Source organism: Natrinema gari JCM 14663, from assembly GCF_000337175.1.
Classification (GTDB): domain Archaea; phylum Halobacteriota; class Halobacteria; order Halobacteriales; family Natrialbaceae; genus Natrinema; species Natrinema gari.
The window spans coordinates 44,676-62,905 of the sequence record NZ_AOIJ01000058.1 but is presented as its reverse complement, the minus strand read 5'-3'; the positions used below and the strand labels follow the sequence as shown (position 1 = coordinate 62,905).

Annotated in this window: 21 protein-coding genes, 1 tRNA gene and 1 pseudogene; 12 read left to right on the top strand and 11 right to left on the bottom strand. The window is 65.6% G+C overall.

Features of this window, described 5'->3' with window-relative positions:
• Positions 1-141 precede the first annotated feature (141 nt).
• Both C486_RS13315 and C486_RS13310 read right to left on the bottom strand, forming a co-directional pair.
• Positions 142-555, bottom strand: a complete 414-nt coding sequence (locus C486_RS13315; protein WP_008456986.1) for a TRAM domain-containing protein — start codon at positions 553-555, stop codon at positions 142-144.
• A 100-nt stretch (positions 556-655) separates the two neighbouring features.
• A complete protein-coding gene (locus tag C486_RS13310) occupies positions 656-2,383 on the bottom strand; it encodes a radical SAM protein (RefSeq protein ID WP_008456985.1) in 1,728 nt (575 codons plus the stop codon).
• A gap of 172 nt (positions 2,384-2,555) precedes the next feature.
• Between C486_RS13310 and C486_RS21745 the strand changes: the two genes are divergently transcribed.
• Together C486_RS21745 and C486_RS13305 are read left to right on the top strand one after the other, a co-directional pair.
• A complete protein-coding gene (locus C486_RS21745) occupies positions 2,556-2,714 on the top strand; it encodes a DUF7559 family protein (protein ID WP_006187223.1) in 159 nt (52 codons plus the stop codon).
• Between the two features lie 206 nt (positions 2,715-2,920).
• A complete protein-coding gene (locus C486_RS13305; protein ID WP_008456983.1) occupies positions 2,921-3,394 on the top strand; it encodes an Hsp20/alpha crystallin family protein in 474 nt (157 codons plus the stop codon).
• 1 nt (position 3,395) lies between these two features.
• Here the strand turns inward: C486_RS13305 and C486_RS13300 are convergent, their stop codons facing one another.
• The gene (locus C486_RS13300) at positions 3,396-4,580 is read right to left on the bottom strand and encodes an NAD(P)/FAD-dependent oxidoreductase (protein ID WP_008456981.1); all 1,185 of its coding nucleotides are present in this window, start codon (positions 4,578-4,580) and stop codon (positions 3,396-3,398) included.
• A gap of 412 nt (positions 4,581-4,992) precedes the next feature.
• Positions 4,993-5,283: a DUF7521 family protein gene (locus tag C486_RS13295; RefSeq protein WP_008456979.1), complete on the bottom strand. Its 291-nt coding sequence runs from the start codon at positions 5,281-5,283 to the stop codon at positions 4,993-4,995.
• Positions 5,284-5,480: 197 nt separating this feature from the next.
• Between C486_RS13295 and C486_RS13290 the strand changes: the two genes are divergently transcribed.
• Positions 5,481-5,714 carry a CDGSH iron-sulfur domain-containing protein gene (locus tag C486_RS13290; RefSeq protein ID WP_008456977.1) on the top strand — a complete coding sequence of 78 codons (234 nt, stop codon included), beginning with the start codon at positions 5,481-5,483 and terminating at the stop codon, positions 5,712-5,714.
• Positions 5,715-5,735: 21 nt separating this feature from the next.
• Here C486_RS13290 and C486_RS13285 read toward each other — a convergent pair whose 3' ends face one another.
• From C486_RS13285 to C486_RS13275, 3 genes are read right to left on the bottom strand one after another with little or no spacing between them, the layout of a single operon-like run.
• Positions 5,736-8,180, bottom strand: coding sequence for a heavy metal translocating P-type ATPase (locus tag C486_RS13285; RefSeq protein WP_008456975.1), 2,445 nt, complete (start codon positions 8,178-8,180; stop codon positions 5,736-5,738).
• Between the two features lies 1 nt (position 8,181).
• Complete coding sequence (locus C486_RS13280) at positions 8,182-9,030, bottom strand: sulfite exporter TauE/SafE family protein (RefSeq protein ID WP_008456973.1); 849 nt, start codon at positions 9,028-9,030, stop codon at positions 8,182-8,184.
• A 12-nt stretch (positions 9,031-9,042) separates the two neighbouring features.
• Positions 9,043-9,258 carry a hypothetical protein gene (locus tag C486_RS13275; RefSeq protein WP_008456971.1) on the bottom strand — a complete coding sequence of 72 codons (216 nt, stop codon included), beginning with the start codon at positions 9,256-9,258 and terminating at the stop codon, positions 9,043-9,045.
• A gap of 100 nt (positions 9,259-9,358) precedes the next feature.
• Here C486_RS13275 and C486_RS13270 point away from each other — a divergent pair, with 100 nt between their 5' ends.
• From C486_RS13270 to C486_RS13255, 4 genes are read left to right on the top strand one after another with little or no spacing between them, the layout of a single operon-like run.
• Positions 9,359-9,562 carry a hypothetical protein gene (locus C486_RS13270; protein WP_008456970.1) on the top strand — a complete coding sequence of 68 codons (204 nt, stop codon included), beginning with the start codon at positions 9,359-9,361 and terminating at the stop codon, positions 9,560-9,562.
• On the top strand, positions 9,559-10,350 hold the full coding sequence (locus C486_RS13265) for a cytochrome c oxidase subunit II (protein ID WP_008456968.1): 792 nt from the start codon (positions 9,559-9,561) through the stop codon (positions 10,348-10,350). The genes C486_RS13270 and C486_RS13265 overlap by 4 nt, the downstream gene beginning before the upstream one ends.
• Positions 10,343-12,088, top strand: a complete 1,746-nt coding sequence (locus tag C486_RS13260) for a b(o/a)3-type cytochrome-c oxidase subunit 1 (protein WP_008456966.1) — start codon at positions 10,343-10,345, stop codon at positions 12,086-12,088. The genes C486_RS13265 and C486_RS13260 overlap by 8 nt, the downstream gene beginning before the upstream one ends.
• Positions 12,089-12,298, top strand: a complete 210-nt coding sequence (locus C486_RS13255; RefSeq protein ID WP_008456964.1) for a hypothetical protein — start codon at positions 12,089-12,091, stop codon at positions 12,296-12,298. It abuts the gene before it with no gap.
• Positions 12,299-12,398: 100 nt separating this feature from the next.
• Here the strand turns inward: C486_RS13255 and C486_RS13250 are convergent, their stop codons facing one another.
• The gene (locus C486_RS13250) at positions 12,399-12,710 is read right to left on the bottom strand and encodes a DUF7091 family protein (RefSeq protein WP_007107628.1); all 312 of its coding nucleotides are present in this window, start codon (positions 12,708-12,710) and stop codon (positions 12,399-12,401) included.
• Positions 12,711-13,027: 317 nt separating this feature from the next.
• Between C486_RS13250 and C486_RS13245 the strand changes: the two genes are divergently transcribed.
• Positions 13,028-13,957, top strand: coding sequence for a replication protein A (locus C486_RS13245; protein WP_008456959.1), 930 nt, complete (start codon positions 13,028-13,030; stop codon positions 13,955-13,957).
• A 1-nt stretch (position 13,958) separates the two neighbouring features.
• Positions 13,959-14,603, top strand: coding sequence for an RPA family protein (locus C486_RS13240; protein WP_008456957.1), 645 nt, complete (start codon positions 13,959-13,961; stop codon positions 14,601-14,603).
• Positions 14,604-14,668: 65 nt separating this feature from the next.
• On the opposite strand, the pseudogene C486_RS13235 reads toward C486_RS13240, so the two are convergent.
• Together C486_RS13235 and C486_RS13230 are read right to left on the bottom strand one after the other, a co-directional pair.
• Positions 14,669-15,340 (bottom strand): annotated as a pseudogene (locus tag C486_RS13235) (alpha/beta hydrolase).
• Positions 15,337-16,299, bottom strand: a complete 963-nt coding sequence (locus tag C486_RS13230) for a VOC family protein (protein ID WP_008456954.1) — start codon at positions 16,297-16,299, stop codon at positions 15,337-15,339. The pseudogene C486_RS13235 and the gene C486_RS13230 overlap by 4 nt, the downstream one beginning before the upstream one ends.
• 140 nt (positions 16,300-16,439) lie before the next feature.
• Here C486_RS13230 and C486_RS13225 point away from each other — a divergent pair, with 140 nt between their 5' ends.
• Entirely contained in the window at positions 16,440-16,853 is a 414-nt protein-coding gene (locus C486_RS13225) for a ribbon-helix-helix protein, CopG family (protein ID WP_008456952.1), read from the top strand.
• A 165-nt stretch (positions 16,854-17,018) separates the two neighbouring features.
• Here C486_RS13225 and C486_RS13220 read toward each other — a convergent pair whose 3' ends face one another.
• Positions 17,019-17,474 carry a DUF5814 domain-containing protein gene (locus C486_RS13220; RefSeq protein WP_008456949.1) on the bottom strand — a complete coding sequence of 152 codons (456 nt, stop codon included), beginning with the start codon at positions 17,472-17,474 and terminating at the stop codon, positions 17,019-17,021.
• Between the two features lie 177 nt (positions 17,475-17,651).
• On the opposite strand from C486_RS13220, the gene C486_RS13215 reads away from it, so the two are divergent.
• Positions 17,652-17,723 (top strand) — tRNA-His (locus C486_RS13215).
• A gap of 153 nt (positions 17,724-17,876) precedes the next feature.
• Positions 17,877-18,230 (top strand): hypothetical protein, encoded by a 354-nt coding sequence (locus tag C486_RS13210; RefSeq protein WP_008456947.1) that lies wholly within the window; start codon positions 17,877-17,879, stop codon positions 18,228-18,230.

Sequence of the window (18,230 nt, the reverse complement as noted above, 5' to 3'; positions counted from 1 at the left end):
CTACTATAGCAGTTCGGAAGCGACGCTCGGACGGGTAGGAGTAACCGATATCGCCGAGCGGAAGCAGTGCTCGTACCCACCCCTTCTCGGCGAGAGGTTGCGCGAGGTCGGCGTCGCCGACCCGGACGCAAAAAGGCCGCGCTAGAACGTGTCTTCGATGATATCGCCGACAGCGAAATTCGATTTGACCTCGCTGACTTCGATTTTGACGCGCTCGCCGACGTCGGCCCCGGGAACGATGATGACGTAGCCGCGCTCGACGCGGGCGATCCCGTCGCCCTGCTTGCCGATGTCTTCGATCTCGACGTAGCGCGTTTCGCCGGAGTCGACCGGCGGCTGTGGCTCGGACGGTGCACTCTGTGGCGCAGTCGTCGCGGAGCCATCGTCGTCGCTTGTCCCCTCGTCTTCGCGCGAGATGAGCGCGACGCGATAGACCTCGCCCGGGTCGATGTCGCCGGTTTCGACCTCCTGACGTGGTACCTCGATGACGTAACGATCCTCCTCTTCCGAAACGTCCGTACTGAACAGACACAGCAGCTTTTCAGATATTTCCACAGGCAGACCCTCGAGTTCACCTCAGATCCGCCTCCATAATAGAACTACCGACACCGTGTCGTCGGTTGGCAGGCGACGCGGTTCGACGGGACTGTGCGGCTCAGTCCGCGGACTCGAGCGAGCGGGTCGTAACGAACTGGGAGAGATCGAACGCCGTCCCGAGGTCGGCATCGGCGATCGACTCGTAGGGACGGTTGACGACGATGTCGCCGGCGGTGCTGTCGCCGATGCCGGGGATGGCGGTGAGTTCGTTCATCGAGGCCGCGTTGAGATCGAGCGGGTAGGGGACGCCGGTAACCGACCGGTAGCCGTGGTCGACGACCGCGACATCGATCGTCCGGCCCAGTTCGCGTTCGCCCGGCACCCCGACAAGCAGCGGATAGGTCCCGAGCTGGCGGCCGAAGGTCGTGCCGTCCTGCTGATATTCGAGGTGGACATCCGGCAGGACGGTCCCGGGTGGGGCGACCCGCTCGAGCATGGGGTTGTCGATCTCCTCGCGGACCCGCTTTTTGTAGCGTTTGAACAGCTGTTTGTGGTCGTTTGCGATCTCGGCTCCTGTATCGCTCATGTCGGTCCCGTCGAAGGCCATCACCTGCCGGATGTTGATCCGGCGGAGCATGTAGCCCTCGTCGTACACCCGCTGGAGGAACTCGCGGTTGCGCTCGTAGGTCTCCTCGCGCTCGCCCTTGAGCCCGTGCAGGAGGTTGATCCCGGGAAGGAGTTTGGGGAGTCGGCGCGGCGCGCCGTCGCCAAAAGTGGGCGCGGCTGCGGGGTCCTCGCCGGGCCGCCACCCGGCCGCTTCGTTGACTATCCTGACCGACTCGAAACACTCCTCGGCGGTGACGTTCAGGTTGTTCTCCTCCTGGACGACGGGATCGGCCGACTCGAGGCCGAACGCGGCCGTGTCGCCGGGCGTGTTGTGTTCGGCGATGATCCGAATCCCCTCCCGGCTCCGCTCGGGCCAGTTCACGATCGTGATGGGGTTCATGTTGTCCAGGTGGAGCGTCTCGAGGTCGGGCGCGACCTCGCGGATGCCGCTGTAGAGTTGGCGCAAGGCGTCGGGGTTGGGCGCCTCGCCGTCGCCGCCGTAGGCGAGGATATCGGCCTGTCGGCCGATCCGGAAGTGTGTGACGCCGTAGTCCGAGAGGGCGTCGACCTCGCCGACGACCGTCGGCGGCGGCCGGAACTCGGGGTTACCGTACAGCGGTTCCGTACAGAACGAACAGCGATACGCACAGCCCCGCGAGGTCTCGAGTTCGCAGATGAGATGTGTCGGATGGTTCGGATGCTGCTCGACGATGAACGCACCCTCCTGGGCCCACCGCGACACTTCGTCGAGGTCGCGCATTCGGTTGTTGAATCCCTCGAGACCGCTGTCGACGAGGTCATAGACGGCAGCCTCGACATCGCCTTTGGCGACGAAGTCGAAGTCCAGGTCCTGGCGCTCGGTCTCGGTCGCGCCGGCGTTTTCCTCGCCGACGCCGAACTTGACCGGCCCGCCCATCAGGCTCGTCCCGGTGGCGGTCCAGGCCAGTTTGCGAACCTCATCGGGTTCAGCCGGCGTGCCGCCGACGTACTTCCCGGGAACGGTCATCCCGCCCAGGTAGATCATGAGATCGGCCTCGTCGACGTCCCGCCAGTAGTCGGGCTGGTCGCGAAGCCTATCGATCGTGTGGTACGTGATCTGATCGCGCGGAACGCCCGCATCGACGAGCGCGCCGGCCGCGTACCGGGGGTACGTCGAGATGTACGGCGGCACCCCGAAGTGTGCGGGCTCGTCGACGTAGCCGTCGACGATCGTCACCGACAGCGTCTCGGGGTCAGTCATGGCTCCCGATAGCGCCTCGAGTGATAAAACGGTGACTACACGCCGTCGGTCCGCCTCGAACGGTCGATCGCGCCAGGCACAGCGCAGTCGCGAGCCTCCGGAAACGGGCGCGAAGCCCGCAGTCACCGGGGGTGAAGCCAATGTTGATTAGTTCGGCCCGGCAAGGGCCGATATGCCGCCGACGGAAGAGATCGTCTGTACCGCCTCGGACTGTTTTCTCGATATCTTCGAGAACCACTACACCTACGATGTCCCCGACGACTTCGACGTCTCGGACCTGTCGTGTCCGGTCTGTGGCGGGACCGACTGTCTCGAGCGGGTCGAACTCTGAGCGGTGTCCGTCCGGCACCCTATCCCGACGGGAGCGACTCGAGTCCGGATACCCCCGTCAGACCTTTCTTTTGTTCCTGACGAAAGAGATATGAACGCGGCTGTCGTAGCCGTCCGCACGGCCATGTCTGCCATGAACTCCCAGCCCTCTCTCTCGGTCCCCGCGGCCGCCGTCAGCGCCGTCCATACCGCCCGAGGTGAGCCGCCGTGAGCCTCACCGAACTCGGCAACTCCGTCAGAAACACGCTCTACCGACAGGTCGGTCGCGCGAACGGCCGCGTCCAGAACCACCGATCGCTTCCCGTCGACATCCTCGAGAACGATACCTCGTATCGCGTCGTCTTCGACGCACCCGGAGCCGAACCGGACGACGTACAGGTCCGCTACCTCGACGGAACTGTCAAGATTCGCATCGACCGGTTCCGGCAGTTCCACGAGGGATACGAGAGACGCTTCCCCGGTCGCGGAATGTCGCTGACCGGTGAAGCGGAACTCCCGCCCGACGCCGTCGTCGACCCGGATGCCGGCACGGCGCGGCTCAGCGAAACGGGAACGGTGAGCGTCGAACTGCCGAAGGGACCGTCGGTCGGAGATACCGCGGAGAGCGGCGAGTCGGAGGCCGAAACGGACCGCAAACGGGATTCGGAGACCGAAACGGAACCGGTCGCTATCGACGACTGACTCAATCCCGATCGAGCGTCATTCCCTCGACGACGTCGAACGTCTCGTCGCCGTCGAACCGGGTCGGGTCGAAGGCGTCGATCCCCGACCCACCGAGTATTTCGTCCGCGATCCGCTCGCCGATCGCCGGCGCGCGCATGAACCCGTGGCCCTGGAACCCGGTCGCGACGTAGAGCCCGTCCTTGAGCGCTCCGACCAGCGGATCACGATCCGGCGTCGCCGTACAGAGCCCGGCCCACGCCCGCTCGAGGTCGCTGTCTGCAACGGTCGGAACGCGGTGCGTGAGCCGGTCGCTGAGATCGGCCGCGAACGTCGGGTCGGCATCGCGATCGTACGCGTCGGGATCGGCCTCGCGTTCCTCGGTGCCGTCACCGGCGAGGAAGCCGTCGGGGTGGGGCCGCAGGTAGAAGTCGCCGGTCGCGTCGTAACACATCGGCTCCGCGAGGTCACCGTCGGCGATGAGCGCCTGCACGCGGTAGGGTTTCATCGCGATGGGGAGTCCCGCGTCCGCGAGCAGGTCTTTCGTTCGGGCCCCGGCGGCCACCAGGACAGCGTCGGCCTCGTGGACCGCGCCGTCCGGACGGACGACGCGGGGAGGATCGGCCCGCACCTCGACCGGCGTGTCGGTCTCGAGGGTCGCGCCGGCACCGGTGGCCGCGGCCGCGAGGCAGGCCGTATACCGGGCCGGGTCAGTGTAGCCCGCCCCGCCGGCAACCCCCGCGACTGCGATGTCGTCCGTTCGCAGGGCCGAAAAGCGCTCCCCGAGCGCGTCACCGTCCATTTCGAAGGCGACGACATCGTTGGCCTGCATGCGACGCACCTGCTCACGGATCGCATCGGCCCTGTCTGCGTCGCCCTCGCGGGCGAGCCAGACGTAGGGACACTCGACGAACGGGAAGGTATCGTCGCCCGAGAAGGCGCGGAACCGTTCGAGCGCGTCGTTCGCGATGTCGGCGTCGAGCCCGTCCGCGAAGGCGTCGTAGCAGATCCCCGCCGCTCGCCCGGTCGCGTCGCTCGCGACGGACCCGCGGTCGTAGAGGGTCACGTCCGCCCCCTCGCTCGCGAGATCGTAGGCCGCAGTCGCGCCGACGGCCCCCGCGCCGACGACGGCTACCTCGAGACCCGCGCCTCGGTCCGCGAACGCGTCCGTGCCGACGGCCAGTTCGGGATCGTCGGCCCCGCTCATGACGGATCACTCGGGCACGTGGATCGGAACGGGCGACTCGAGCCGGGACCGTCAGCTGCCAGTGCGCAGTCGGAATCGGCTTGCATACCCCCTACTCGAGTCGGGACTCACTTACCTCTGGGTGATCGGCACGGGAGTGCGTCGCCGCTGTCGATCGGGTCGGACGGGCCGGAACCCCGATGGGACGAGTCGTCGCGGACGGGAGGAAAGGGGAGGGGTACGACAGCAGGTCGAGCTCCATGGTTCAGTGCCGTCTCTCCTGCCGTACCGCGGTTGTTTCACGGCATCACACATAGAAGTATTTCTGAAAATATTTGATGGGTTCGCTGTTCGGACCGAACGCTTCGCTCCGAGTTGACAGTAAGTGGGCCGGGAGGGGCGGCAGCCGTCCGTTCGATGGATCGAACGCAGTTCAGGTGACGTAAAGCGAGCGGGCGATAACGAGGAAGCCGGCCAGTACGAGTAGACTCTCGAGCAAGATGCCGGTCATCAGCGGGACGCGGAGGATTTCGTACAGCATTCCGGCGAGGACCAGCCCGAGCGTGACGAGGCCAAAGCCAAGCGAGAGATAGCCAAGCGCCGGCTGGCGGGTTCGTCGGTACGCTTTGTACGCGAAGAAGGTGATAACGCCGCCGACGAGGAGGACGAGCGTCTTGACGACCGCGAGCGCGATCGCAATCGGCATTGCCGCGGCGGAGGACATACTGTTCTCGTTTCGATATCCGAGACCGATACTAAGAACCTTGTCGTTCCCGAAAGGCATGGGTCACGGCAGCGGGTCCCGTGACAGGGTCGCAGTGCGGACGGCCAAACCGGCCACTCGCCAGGGAGGCAGTCACGACGGCCCCGTGCTCGAGACCGTCGGGTCACTTTTGGCGTCGGCGGGCGGAACAGCGGACGATGACACGACTCGTCGAACTCGAGGAGACGGGACCACGGAAACTCGATCCGTCGGATCTCGACGACGAAAAGGGCGATATCGCGGTCTGCCAGTGTGGGCTTTCGGCGTCGTTTCCGTTCTGCGACGGCAGCCATCGACGGACGCGCGACGAGGACGACGGCACGACCTACGTCTACGAGGACGGGGAGCGCCGGGCGGTCGAACGGGTCGTCCCGGCCGACGACGACGCGTAAGCGTTCCGTCGTCGGTCCGGTCTAGATCGATCGCGCCGAGTTACAGACGACGAGCGCGCTGCTCGCTGCCATCGCGACGGCGGCAAACAGCGGGTTCAGCAGCCCGGTGACCGCAAGCGGAATCGCGACCGCGTTGTAGGCGAACGCCCAGCCGAGGTTCTGTCGGATCCGTCGATGCGTCCGCGTCGCGACGGTGAACGTCTCGGCCACGGCCTCGAGGTCGTCGTCGACGATCACCGCGTCGGCCGCGTCGGTCGCGAGTTTCGTCCCGCCGCCCATCGCGATCCCCACGTCGGCGGCAGCCAGCGCGGGCGCGTCGTTGCTCCCGTCGCCGACCATCGCGACCGTCCCGCGTCCCCGGAGCCGATCGACGGTTTCGGCCTTCGCCTCCGGCGGGACGCCGGCGAAGACCTCGTCGACGCCGTCCAATTCGCGGAGCCTCTCCGCCGCCGGCCCCTCGTCGCCAGTGAGGACGACGACCTCGCGACCCGCGGCGACGGCATCGAGGGCGTCGTCCAGTTCCGCGCGCTGCGAGTCGCCGACGGCGATCACACCCTGGACCCGCCCATCCCAACCGACGGCGACGGGAACATGGCCGACTTCGCGAGCGTCGGCGACGCGTGACTCGAGCGCGTCGGGGATGTCCAACCCGCGTTCGCGGAGGAAGTCGGGATGGCCGACCGTGATGTGCGCGCCCTCGACGCGCCCGGTGACGCCGCGGTCCGCCCGCTCGAATGCCCCGACCGCGTCCCCGGTAGTGGCGTCGTCGGTCGCGGACCCCGGTGCGGCGTCGGCGACGGCGGCGGCGATCGGGTGTTCGGAAAGCGCCTCGAGCGTCCCGGCGCGTCGGAGCAAGTCCTCCGGCGCGATCGCGTCGGCAGTGTGGACGCGTTCGACGGTCATTGTGCCGGTCGTGAGCGTGCCCGTCTTATCGAGGACGACGACATCGACGGCCGGGGCGTCCTCGAAGATCGTCTCCGTGGCGACGACGACGCCGCGCTGCGCGGCGGCTTGAACGCCCGCGGCGATTGCGAGCGGTGTCGCGAGCCCGAGCGCGCACGGACAGGAGACGATCACAACGGTGAGGCCGAGCAACAACGCGTCCGACGGGCTCCAGCCGATTGCGAGCGAGACGACCGCCGCGCCGACGGCGAGGACGATTACCAGCGGGACGAAGACCGTCGCGAGTTTGTCGGCGAGCCGCTGGACGCCCGGTCGGGCGCTCTGGATCGACCAGAGCAGGGAAACGAGCCGATCGAGCGTGCTCTCGGCCTCGTCGCCGACCGTGAGGACGATCGGCGCGTCCGTGACCACCGTCCCGCCGCGGACGAAATCGCCCGGCGCTTTCTCGACGGGCAGGGACTCGCCGGTCACCAGCGACTCATCGATCGCGGCGGTTCCCGAGGCGATTTCGCCGTCCAAGGGCACGCGCTCGCCCGGTCGGACGAGAAGCCGGTCACCGGGCTCGACCGCCTCGAGCGGCACCGTCTCGCCGCTCTCGAGGCGAGCGTCGTCGACCTGTCGTTCGGTCAGTTCGGAGAGGAGACCGGTCGCGCGGCGCTTGACCGCCTGCTCGTAACGGGTACCCGCGGTGACGACGAGGACGATCGTGACGGTGACATCGAAGTAGAGGTGGCGCCCGAGCAGCATCGCGACCGTGCTAAAGGTGTACGACCCCACCGCGGCCGTCGCGACCAGCAGGTCCATGTTCGGTCGGCCCGCGCGGAGACTGACGTACGCCCCGCGAAGGATGGGATAGCCGGTATAAAAGAGGATGAACGAGGTGAACACCCAGATGTTCGACGCCAGGAAGGAGCCGGCGTAGCCGCCGAAGTCGGCGACTGGTTCATAGCCGAAGTAGGTGGGATAGAGGAAGAGGACGTACCACACCATGACCATCATCCCGAAGAACCCACCCAACAAGAGCGGGGCGAGGCCGTCGTCGGAGCCCGTCTCCTCGCCCGCGGCCCCGCGATCGGACGCGGTGTAACCGTGGCCGGAGACGAGCGCTGGCAGTTCGTCGGCCGAAACCCGATCGGGATCGTAGACGAGCCGGATCGTATCCGTCGCGTAACTGGCCGTCGCCCCGAGAACGCCCGCCTGTTGCTCCGCGGTCGTCTCGAGGAAGGCCTCGCAGGTCGAACAGTGCATCCCGTCGACGGCGAGGAAGGCGTCTTCGCCGTCGAGATCGTCGAGTCCGTCCTCGTCTTCCGACTCGTTCAGACGCGATTTGACGGCCGACTCGTCGGGCACGTCGTCGACCCGGTCGAGCGTTCGGGAGACCTCGAGACACCCCTGACAACAGAACGTACCGTCGCCGTCCGGTTCGGTATGCGGGTCCGCGGGAGTCGGAAGGCCACAGAGGTCACAGGTCGCAGTGTCACTGGCCGGCCGCGTCGAACGCGCGCTCGAGGGGCCGGCTTCCGGTGCGGACGGGTCCGTCGACGGTCGTGATTCGTACCCCATGTTAGAACGGTTGTGCAAACGGGAGTGGCGGATGTGGGAGGTGGATGCCGTACAGCATGAGCCCGTGCGAGAGCGGGATGTAGCCGAGGAGAACGAACGCCGCGCCCAGCCCGCGGTGCAGCCGAACGCGCGTATCCGCCTCGATCGTGGTCAACAGGGTGCCATAGAGGAACAGCGTCGGGATCGTTCCCAGTCCGAGCGCGGCCAGCGAGAGTGCCCCGCGTGCCGGCGATCCCAGTGCGAACGCATAGAGGTAGGCCGGATAGATGATCGGACATGGCATCAGTCCGTGGACCGCCCCGAGTCCAACGATCCCCGGCGACGTGGCGAGCCGATCGATCCGGCTCGAGAGCAGTCCCGACAGCCGTCGGAACAGCGCGCCGAGGACGGGCAGATCGTGACCGGGAACGGCCGTTTTCCCCCGAAGGTAGTACAGGCCGCTCCCGACGATCGCGATGCCGACGAGAATACCGGTTGCGCCCCTGACGGAATTGCCGATGGCTGCGACGGCCTCGCTCGAGGCGATCGTCACCGCCCCCAGAAGTCCGAACAGGCCGCCGATGGCCGCGTAGCTCGCCGTTCGACCGAGGTTGAACAACGCGTGCTGGCGCACCTCGAAAGCGGTCAACGTGTCGTCGCGACGCGCGTCGCTCGCGGACCCGATCCGGTCCGCGTAGGTCGTCACCAGCGGGCCACACATCCCCAGACAGTGTGCGCCAGCCAGGAGTCCAACGACGACGAGAACGAGCAGGTCGACGTGCTCGGCACCCGAGCGCAGGGAAACGGCGCTCTCAAGGGGGACCGCAGGCGAAGGCGAGACCGGGTCCGACAGAAGCGACCCTGAAAGCATGAGGAACGGGACTCAGCTCGCGGTACCGCTTGCGTCGCCGGCGTGGTCGTGGCCGTGTCCGCCGTCGACCGGCGACATGGCGATATACAGCGAGCTGAAGATGATGACGAGGTTGACAGTAGTAACGCCAGTGGCGAACAGCGAGTGGGTGACTCCGTAGACGATCACCGGGATGAACGCGAGCAATCCGGTAGCTGCCGCCTGTCGCGGCGTGGCGGTCTCGAACATACCCGTCACTGAGGACGGAGACGGGTTAAAACCACGAGACGTTCCCAAGGAGTGGGAAGCACGGCCGGTGGTAAGTCATCCCCCTCACCTACCACTCCGTATGGCTTCAGCAACGGAACAGAGAGAGACCGATCAGGTTCGAGAGATCGGTCACGAGGAGTACGATCCGGTCGGGACGGCGATCCTGATCGGGATCTACTTCCTGATACTGGTACTGCTGTGGCTATTCATGTACTTCGTCGAGTTCCTCGGCAACGGGCCGACCGTCGTCGGGGCGCTCCTGACGGTGGTGGGACTGGCATGAATATCCACAAATACGAAAAGGCCTGGCTGGTCGCGGCCATGGTATTGATCGTCGGGTTTATCGCGACGATTACCTACGGTGCGGTCGGCCCCGGTATCGCGATGATCGACGACGACGCCGGGTCGATCGATCCCAACGAGATCTCCGATCACGAGCGGTTCGGTGAGACCGGCGTCGAACACCTCGGCGGCAACGAGTACGAAGTCGACGTCGTCGCTCAGGCGTGGTCGTACTCGCCGAGCGAAATCGAAGTGCCGGCCGGCAGCGAAGTGACGTTCTACGTGACGAGCCGCGACGTGACTCACAGCTTCACCGTGGTCGGAACGAACGTCAACACGATGGTCGTTCCCGGCCAGATCTCGGAGATGACCGTCAAATTCGACGAGCCGGGCGAGTACGGCATCCTCTGTAACGAATACTGCGGGCAAGGCCACCACACGATGGAAGGCCTGCTGACAGTCGTCCCCGAGGACGAGTTCGACCTGACCGAACTCTCGACCGATGCGCCACGCGAGGTCGAGGCGGGCAACGAGACGACGATCAACGCCACCGTGAACAACGGGATGCAGGACGGCCTCGAGACGACTGCGACCCTCGAGATCGGTGAGCAACAGTACGAACGGGACGTGACCATCGACGGCGAAGGCAGCGCGGAGCTCACGTTCGACGTCGATACTGACGCGCTCGGAGCGGGCGAGCACGACTGGACGCTCACGGTCGACGACCACGAGGAAAGCGGGACGCTTTCGGTCGTCAGCGAGACGGATGGAGGTGACACGAATGAGTAGTACTGCGAGTCGGACCTATCTCGATCAGTTCCCGGCAGAGGCGAAGGTAATCAAGGCGGCCTTCTGGAGCTCGTTCATGGCGCTGGCGATCGGCGGCCTGCTCGGGCTCGTACAGGCGCTCCACCGGACGGACGTCCTCCGATTCATCGATTCGGCGGACTACTACACCGTCCTTACCGCCCACGGCATCCTATTGGCGATCACCTTCACGATCTTCTTCCTCGTGGGGATCTTCACCTGGGCGGTGACGACGAGCCTCGATCGTGGCGTCGTCGATATCCGCTTTACCTGGGCCTGGTACATCATGATGGTCGTCGGAACGATACTGGTCGGCGTCTCGATCCTCGGCGGGGTGGTCGACGCGATTCCGATGTACGCCGACGTCCTCTTTACGTTCTACGCACCGTTGCAGGCCCATCCTGCGTTCTACGTGGGACTGGTGCTGTTCGTCGTCGGCTCGTGGCTCGCCGGCGCTGACTGGTTCCGGACCTGGTGGGCCTGGCGGAAAGAGAACCCCGACGAGCGGATTCCGCTGCCGACGTTCATGGCGCTGACGACGACGCTGTTCTGGTATCTCTGTACGCTCGGCGTCGCGCTGTCGATCCTCGTCTTCCTGCTGCCGTGGTCGCTGGGGATCGTCGACTCCGTCAATCCGCTGTTGACCAGAACGCTGTTCTGGTACTTCGGCCACGCCGTCGTCTACTTCTGGCTGATGCCGGCGTACATGATGTGGTACATCATGCTGCCGAAACTCTCCGGCGGCAAGCTGTTCAGCGACCCGCTTGCGCGTGTGGTCTTCGTCCTCTTCCTGCTGCTGTCGACGCCGGTCGGGATCCACCACCAGTATCTGGATCCCGGCATCGCGGAGGGGTACAAGTTCATCGCAATGACGAACACGATGTTCCTGCTGTTGCCCAGCCTGCTGACGGCCTTTACCGTCGTTGCCAGTATGGAACACGGTGCACGACAGCGCGGCGGAACGGGCTATCTCGGCTGGCTCAAGGCCCTCCCGTGGCGTGACCCGGTGTTTACCGGGATGGCGCTTGCAGGCCTGATGTTCGCCGCCGCCGGCTTCTCCGGCATGATCAACGCCGGGATGAACATCAACTACCTCGTCCACAACTCCTGGTGGGTCGTCGGTCACTTCCACCTCACTGTCGGAACCGCCGTCGCCCTGACGTTCATGGCGGCCGCCTACTGGTTCATCCCACAGGTCACCGGCAAGGAGCTGTGGAGTCGCCAGCTCGCACTCGGACAGGTCCTTGTCTGGTTCGTCGGTATGACGTTCATGTCGAACGCGATGCACCGTGCCGGGCTGTTCGGGATGCCCCGCAGAACCGCCGAACCGCAGTACCAGGGCTTCAACTTCGACCCGGCCGTCGGGACCGTCGGTGAGATCAACGCTCAGGTCGCACTCGGTGCAGTGCTCCTGACCGTCGCGCTGGCCATGTTCCTGCTGAACATGGTCCTGACCTCGTTCAACGACGATAGCGACTCGCTTCCCGCAAACACCTACGCCGGCACGCTCTCGGGTCCCGAGGATTCACCGGCCGTCCTCGACAACCTCAAGCTCTGGACCGCGATCGCCGTCGTGCTCGTGATCGTCGGCTACACGCTGCCGCTCGCGAGCATCGTCGAGTCGGGCGGCCTGTTCGGTCCCGACATCGGAGGCTTCCAACTCGCCATCGAAACCGATCCCGCACTCGTCCTCGAGTCGGTCCGCGAGGTGATGCCGTAGATGCGCATCTCGAAGGGCGCACTGCTAGTCGTCATCGCCGTCCTCATCCCGTTCGTGGTCGAGTTCCGGACGGCGCTCTCGTGGTTCGGGATCGAACTCTCGGTCCTCGAGTCGCTCGTTCTCGGTGGCGCGGCCATCCTCGCGGTCGTGCTCTGGGCGGTGTGGCCCCCGAACGGGAACGCCGAGGCGGAGCTCTCGGGCTCGAGGTAACCCGCGGAATCGATTTTTGCAGCGGGGCGACGGTGGAGGCCACCTCGCGGACGCTGTAGCAGTTCGGCGACGAGAGACAGCGGCGGCCGGCCGTGCCGGGTTACCAGGTTTCGATCCGGCCGGCGCGGACGTCCTCCGCACACCCCTCGCAGTCGGGGTGGTCCGCCTCGTAACAGGCCGGTCGATACTCCGCGTCGAGCTTCGCCGCCCGCTGTTCGGCGTAGCGTCGACAGACGATCTTCGCCCGGCCCGCGTCGTCGGCCGGCAGCCCGCGAGCGTTCTTTGCGACCTCGTAGGAATCACGGGCCTCCTCGAGTTGCTCGTCGGTCGATTTCCGGAGCTCCTCGAACTGCTCGCCCGCCTCCTGAAGCGTCGAGCGGAGGAGCCGCTCGAGCTGACGCCGATCCGGCATTGGCACATCGTTCGACCGCAGGGCACATAGGCCCGTCGCCGGTGGGTGACGATCGACACGGCGGCCGGTGGGACCGACGATAGATCACCCGGTCGACGGCGACGCCGTTCGACGGAGCATCGCGACGCCCTCGAAACCGCGCTCGTGGTCGGCGAGCGCCAACGGATATCGACCGGCATCCTGAACACGCCCCCGAGACGCCGTCTGGCGGTTTCTTTCGCTGACGTTCACTTTCGCTCCGGTGGCGGTAGTTTAAATACTATCGGGCGCGAACGGACGTATGCCTCCCAGTGAAACCAAAGAGGAGGCGAGACACAATGAGCGACGTACGACAACACGCGGACGACATCCACGAGCAGTTTTCGGACCACCTCGACGTCGATGTCGAGGACGTCGAAGAGCGCCTGACCACGCTCGTCGACGAGTACAAAGTGCCGATGGACGAGGCACGGCGAAGCGTCACCAACCACTACCTCGAGGAGGCCGGCCTCGAACGCGAGGACATCTCAAGCGGCGACAGCGAGGCAGCCACCATCGAGGAGGTCGATGAACCCGAGGAGTGGATCGACCTCACCGCGAAGGTCATCGAACTCTGGGACCCCCGCAGCGACTCGGTCGCACAGGTCGGCCTGCTGGGTGATCCGACGGGGACGATCAAGTTCACGAAGTGGGCCAAATCGGAGCTGCCCGCGCTCGAGGAAGGGGGCGTCTACGAACTTCGCAACGTCGTCACCGACGAGTATCAGGGCCGATATTCGGTCAAACTCAACTCGACGACGGTAATCGAGGAACGCGACGAGGATCTCGAGGTCGGAAACGACACCAGCGAAATCGAGGGTGCACTGGTCGACATGCAAAGCGGCAGCGGGCTGATCAAGCGCTGTCCGGAGGAAGACTGTACCCGCGTTCTGCAGAACGGACGCTGTAACGAACACGGGGAGGGCGAAGGCGAGTTCGACCTCCGCATCAAAGCCGTCGTCGACGACGGGATCGACGCCCACGAGGTCATCTTCGACAAGGACGCCACCGAGGACCTGACGGGACTGAGCCTCGAAGAGGCCAAGGACATGGCGATGGACGCGCTCGACACGACCGTCGTCGCCGACGAGATCAGAGCGGATATCGTCGGCACGTACTACCGCATCGAGGGGCCCACCTTCGGCCGGTACGTCCTGGCCGACGACGTCGAGGAACTCGACGGGCCGGCGGATGCCGAGGAACTGCTGATCAAAGCGAGGTCGATGTAACATGAGCCAGTCCGAACTCACGCGCGAAGTCGCCCGCCGCGTCTTCGCCTCCGAATTCAACGATTCGACGTACGCATTCAAAGAGAGCGACGACGAGCGAGCGCCCAACTACGCCTTGCTCCCGACGGGCGACCGCGCGAACCGCGTGTTCGTGGTCGGGACCCTCACCGAAACCGAGGACGTCGGCGACGACAGCGAGTACTGGCGCGGCCGCGTCGTCGATCCAACGGGCACGTTCTTTGTCTACGCCGGTCAGTACCAGCCCGAGGCCGCATCGGTGCTCCGTGACACGGAGCCGCCGGAATACGTCTCCATCGTCGGCAAACCGCGCACCTACGAGACCGACGACGGGACCGTCAACGTCTCCCTGCGACCGGAGTCCATCGCGGTCGTTGACGACGAGACCCGCGACCGCTGGGTCGTCGAAACCGCCGAGCGAACCCTCGATCGCATCGAGGCGTTCGAAGCCTGGGAAGCCGAGCAGGAAGCGCCCGAAAGCGGTTCGACGGCACCGACCAACGAGTACGCCGAAATGGCCCGCGAGCGATACGACTCTCCCGTCGTCAACTACCGCAACGACGTGATTCAGGCACTCGAGAGCCTCGAGACCGTCGCGGAGAACGACGACCTGGAAGCGACGGCCTGACCGTAGGCCACCGGCTGTTCTCGTTTTGCTTTGTTTTCGAACCGTAAGCGACTGCGACGCGGACTCTATAGCAGGGCCCCGAGCATTTCACCGATCGCATCGAACTCGTCGTCGGTGACCTCGTGGCCCGTCTCGGGATACCACCGCTCGTCGACCGCAGCGTTCGCTCGCTCGAAGAGACGAGCCGTCTCGGAGACTCGATCGCGGGCGACGAGGGGATCAGCTACACCGTAGCCGACGAGGACCGGCGTCCCCTCGAGCGGGCCCTCGATCGCGGTCGAGCGGCGCTCCGTATCCGATCCGGGGAGCAGTCCCGAGAGGACAGCGAGTCCGCCGTAGCGGGCTGGATTGCGTCAAACGAACTCCGCGGCGACGCAGGCACCCTGGGAGAACCCGGCGATGACGGTCCGTTCGGGTGGCACGTCGATGGCGCGGGCTTTCTCGAGTGCGGCCGCGACGCAGTCGACGCTCGAGGTGAGCCACGGTTCGTTGTCAGCTCGCGGTGCAGTCGACGGCTTCGGATACCAGCGGCTTCGTTCGGCGTGGGGCGCGAGGACGGCGACGCCGTGTCGAGTAACCGGTTCCATGAGGTTGATGACGCCCTGTGCAGTCGCGCCGCGGCCGTGGCAACAGACGAGTGCAGCCTCCGCGGCGAGTGCAGGCGCACCAGCGGTGCGCAGCGGCCGGCCGGCATGGGGTCCCGAGACGGCATCCATCGGACGATTCGGGTCCGTCATGGCGTGTCGTCGCCACCGACGCCCGTCGGAACCGTCAGCGCCGGGAGCTGGCTTTCGATTAGGTCGCGGTCTCGTTCGAACCAATCGGGGAGGAACAGCGATTCGCCGGGTTCGTTCACCCCGTCGCTCGCCGCGACGCCGCCGGTCTGGGTCGCCAGTTCGAAGAGGATTCCACCCGGATCGCGGACGTACAGCGAGTGGAAGAAGTGCCGGTCCTTGACTCGGGAGACGTCGTAGCCACGGTCGTCGAAGAGTTCCCGCCACTCGTGGAGGTCGGCCTCGCGCTCGACGCGGACCGCGACGTGATGGAGTGTCCCCGTCCCTTCGCGGCCGAACCGGGCGTCACGGTCGAGCACGTCGACGACGGTCGCTCGCGATCCGGACGCACGATATCGGATCCGGTCGCCGTCCTCTCCGTCGTGGTCGAACCCCAGCGTCTCGAGCGTTCCCGCGGTCGCGTAGGGGTTGCCCGACAGCGTGGAAACGCCGTGAAGGGCGCAGATGGCGCGATCCGTCGGGACGGGGCCGGCGGTCCACAGCTCGATATCAGTCGGCACTGGTGGGCCGGCGACGAGTTCGACGCGAGTGCCTGCGGGGTCCTCGAACCGCAGTACTCGCTCGTCGAATCGCTCGAGCGGGCCCTCGACTGCGACGTCGTGATCCGCGAGTCGGGTTTCCCAGTAGACAAGCGAATCGGTCGGGACGACAAAGGAAACCGATTTGATCTGGGGCTTGCCCGGTCGGCCGGGATCGCCGTGCGGGTCCGGGAAGTGCGTGAGGACCGTCCCCGGCGTCCCGTTCGCGTCGCCGAAGTAGAGGTGATGCTGCAGGATGTCCTCGAAGTTGACCGTCTGCGTGACGAGTCGGACGCCGAGGACGCCGCTGTAGAAGTCGATCGCGTCCTGTGGGTCCCCGACGATCCCCGTCACGTGGTGCAGTCCTGGCGTGTCGGACAGCATTAGCAGTCGATTAGGCCTCGAGATGGATAGCCTGCCGGGTCAGGGTGCGGAGTCGGTTCGGCCGCGGCCCGCCCCTCGCTGATCGCATTCCCGTCGTCTGACAAATGGTTAAGTGTCGTGACCGACGACTAGGGGTATCGATGGGGAACAAGAACAAGACCATCTCGTTCCGGGTCAACGAGGACGCGTTCGAGGCGCTACAGGCGATCGCCGAGGAACGTGACATCTCGCTGTCCGCCGTCTTCCGGGATTACGTCGACCGACTCGTCGAACACGACGGCCAGGTCGAAGTCGTCCCCGAGGCCGAACTCGAGGCCCGCACCGGCGGAGCAGGAGACGACGAGGAGATTTCGTTCCCGCCGACCGTCGAAGTCCCGAAGCGCTTCATCCGCGAACACGAACGGCTCGAACTCGAGGCCGAGCACCTCCGGGAACAGCTCGACGAGTACAAGGGCTACGTCAACGATCTCCAAGACCGACTCGAGGACGAGGAAGACGAAGTGCTGTTGCTCGACGAGTTAGACGACGAAGACGGATCGTACCAGCTACGGTAGCGAACGGAGAGCGGAGACGCGGGTCCGAAACGGGGCAGTGGCACTGGAGAGAGGGACGGTCGAAGGCCTGGCTCTACACAGCCGAATCGTTCGAGGGGTTCACGCGTCGCATCGTCGAGGTCGGGAGACGTATCGAGTAGCTCGCCCGGCCGCCTCGAGACGGCCCTATCGCTCGAGTTCCCGTTTCGCCTGCCGAATCTGCTCGTACTTCTCGTCCGCGCCTTCGACGCGAGCGAGCCCCTCCGCGGCCTCGAGCGTGCGGACGCCGTTGTCGAGGAAGGAGAGCACGTCGCCGGGATAGGCATAAACCATGTAGTCGTCGGTCATCACGTCGACGATCGCGTCCGGCCCCAGCCCCTGGGCGCGCAACTCGAGGAGGTACTGGATGAACTTCCGCTCCGGACAGCCACAGTAGGGGTTGTTGTCGCAGTCACAGTCGAGGAAGTCCTGCGTGAAATCGAGCACCCGGTCGCGAGTCGCGTCGTCTAACTTCTCGAGGCCGTCGCCCTGAAAGAGCATGTCGAGCGTCGCGCCCTTGAACGCTCCCTTGGGAATGTTCGTCTCGAGTTGGGAGCTGAGCTGCCGGTGGTTCTTGATGTAGATCTTGTCGGTGATGGCCACGCTTGTGGGCGCTACCCGCCGTACGCCGAAAAGCGTCCCGGTCATGAGCGAGGCAGCCGTCTCGAGTGACCGTCGCGCAGTCACGGGACGGAAACCGAGCGGTACGGAGACCCACACCGCGTCGGAGAGTCGTAACGTATTTTAGTCCAACCGGCTGTAGGGTAACGTGTACACGTGTCCGGGTTGGGGTAGTGGTTATCCTTCAGCCTTGTGGAGGCTGAGACGCGGGTTCGATTCTCGCACCCGGACTTTTTCACGACGACCGAAGAGAAGAGTGGAGACGCCGGAACGCGAGATCGAACCACGCGAGACGAGCAATACGGTGAGCGGGCAAGGCAGACGAGACGCGAGTCCGGGCGCTGACGCGCAGCTTTTTGTCGCGGCGTTCCAACAGTGGCTGCCATGACCAATGGATTGGAGCCGACCGAAGAGTACGACGGCTCCATCGTCGTCCGTCTCTTGGACGACCAGGCGGGGCGAGAGGAGATCCGGTGTCCGTCCTACGAGGACGCGATCGCCGTCGTCAAAGAGACCCACCGCTCGGTCACCGCCGCGAAGATCCTGGATCGAGACGGTGCCGTCGTCTTCACGTCGTCCGAGATGGACATCGACGACTGGGAGACCGAATGGGAGCGCGCAAAACGTCGCCTGTCCGTCGATGTCGACGAATACGAGTGCCCGTACGACGACATCGCCTGTTTCGCCGACGATCTCTGTGTCCGGTGTCAAATCGACCGCGTTCGAGACCAGTACTGA

Bases quoted from the DNA above. Each gene is read 5' to 3' on its own strand.
- C486_RS13310 (WP_008456985.1), bottom strand. From the start codon at position 2,383: ATGACTGACCCCGAGACGCTGTCGGTGACGATCGTCGACGGCTACGTC.
- C486_RS21745 (WP_006187223.1), top strand. From the start codon at position 2,556: ATGCCGCCGACGGAAGAGATCGTCTGTACCGCCTCGGACTGTTTTCTC.
- C486_RS13300 (WP_008456981.1), bottom strand. From the start codon at position 4,580: ATGAGCGGGGCCGACGATCCCGAACTGGCCGTCGGCACGGACGCGTTC.
- C486_RS13295 (WP_008456979.1), bottom strand. From the start codon at position 5,283: ATGTCCTCCGCCGCGGCAATGCCGATTGCGATCGCGCTCGCGGTCGTC.
- C486_RS13290 (WP_008456977.1), top strand. From the start codon at position 5,481: ATGACACGACTCGTCGAACTCGAGGAGACGGGACCACGGAAACTCGAT.
- C486_RS13285 (WP_008456975.1), bottom strand. From the start codon at position 8,180: ATGGGGTACGAATCACGACCGTCGACGGACCCGTCCGCACCGGAAGCC.
- C486_RS13280 (WP_008456973.1), bottom strand. From the start codon at position 9,030: ATGCTTTCAGGGTCGCTTCTGTCGGACCCGGTCTCGCCTTCGCCTGCG.
- C486_RS13275 (WP_008456971.1), bottom strand. From the start codon at position 9,258: ATGTTCGAGACCGCCACGCCGCGACAGGCGGCAGCTACCGGATTGCTC.
- C486_RS13270 (WP_008456970.1), top strand. From the start codon at position 9,359: ATGGCTTCAGCAACGGAACAGAGAGAGACCGATCAGGTTCGAGAGATC.
- C486_RS13265 (WP_008456968.1), top strand. From the start codon at position 9,559: ATGAATATCCACAAATACGAAAAGGCCTGGCTGGTCGCGGCCATGGTA.
- C486_RS13260 (WP_008456966.1), top strand. From the start codon at position 10,343: ATGAGTAGTACTGCGAGTCGGACCTATCTCGATCAGTTCCCGGCAGAG.
- C486_RS13255 (WP_008456964.1), top strand. From the start codon at position 12,089: ATGCGCATCTCGAAGGGCGCACTGCTAGTCGTCATCGCCGTCCTCATC.
- C486_RS13250 (WP_007107628.1), bottom strand. From the start codon at position 12,710: ATGCCGGATCGGCGTCAGCTCGAGCGGCTCCTCCGCTCGACGCTTCAG.
- C486_RS13245 (WP_008456959.1), top strand. From the start codon at position 13,028: ATGAGCGACGTACGACAACACGCGGACGACATCCACGAGCAGTTTTCG.
- C486_RS13240 (WP_008456957.1), top strand. From the start codon at position 13,959: ATGAGCCAGTCCGAACTCACGCGCGAAGTCGCCCGCCGCGTCTTCGCC.
- C486_RS13230 (WP_008456954.1), bottom strand. From the start codon at position 16,299: ATGCTGTCCGACACGCCAGGACTGCACCACGTGACGGGGATCGTCGGG.
- C486_RS13225 (WP_008456952.1), top strand. From the start codon at position 16,440: ATGGGGAACAAGAACAAGACCATCTCGTTCCGGGTCAACGAGGACGCG.
- C486_RS13210 (WP_008456947.1), top strand. From the start codon at position 17,877: ATGACCAATGGATTGGAGCCGACCGAAGAGTACGACGGCTCCATCGTC.